Source organism: Zooshikella harenae (assembly GCF_018837975.1).
GTDB classification, from domain to species: Bacteria; Pseudomonadota; Gammaproteobacteria; order Pseudomonadales; family Zooshikellaceae; genus Zooshikella; species Zooshikella harenae.
Genome location: NZ_JAGSOY010000375.1, coordinates 1 through 515 on the forward strand (window position 1 = coordinate 1; position 515 = coordinate 515).

Sequence of the window (515 nt, forward strand, 5' to 3'; positions counted from 1 at the left end):
TATAAAGAAAATATTCAGGGATAAGGAACTTCTAAAAACAGATGAAATTAAAAATTATGATCCAAGAAAAGCTGAGGTAAAGTCATATAAGCTTGAGGAGAAAAGAAAAGAAGTTACTTCTGAATCAGAAGATGGTATTCCCCAAACTTTAATTGAGCAGTCACGAACGTTATCAAGGGGTACTGATCTTGCTTACCCTGATATGAGTTTAACCGTTGATAATGGATTTGGCGCAGAACCAATTAAGTTTGACTGTTTACAAGAGCTTAACCCCATTTTTACACTTTGTGATGTTATCCAGGGATTTATAACCGCCCTAAGGACACTGTCAACAGCTAAGTTAGGTTTTTACGCGGATGTTAATATTGATATATTTAAAGGTGGGTTACATTTAAAATGGCAGAATAAAGAATATAAAGACAAACCTGAAGTATATCTTTATTATGAGTTACTTTTTTGTATAAAAATAATTGAAGCTAAGTTTGAAGTTGGACTCGCAGTACAGATAAAAGATG

1 protein-coding gene is annotated in these 515 nt (G+C 33.0%); it reads left to right on the forward strand.

Features of this window, described 5'->3' with window-relative positions; all coding sequences use genetic code 11:
• Nucleotides 1-515 (forward strand): hypothetical protein (locus KCG35_RS26195; protein ID WP_215822884.1); only part of this gene is annotated, 515 nt, incomplete at both ends.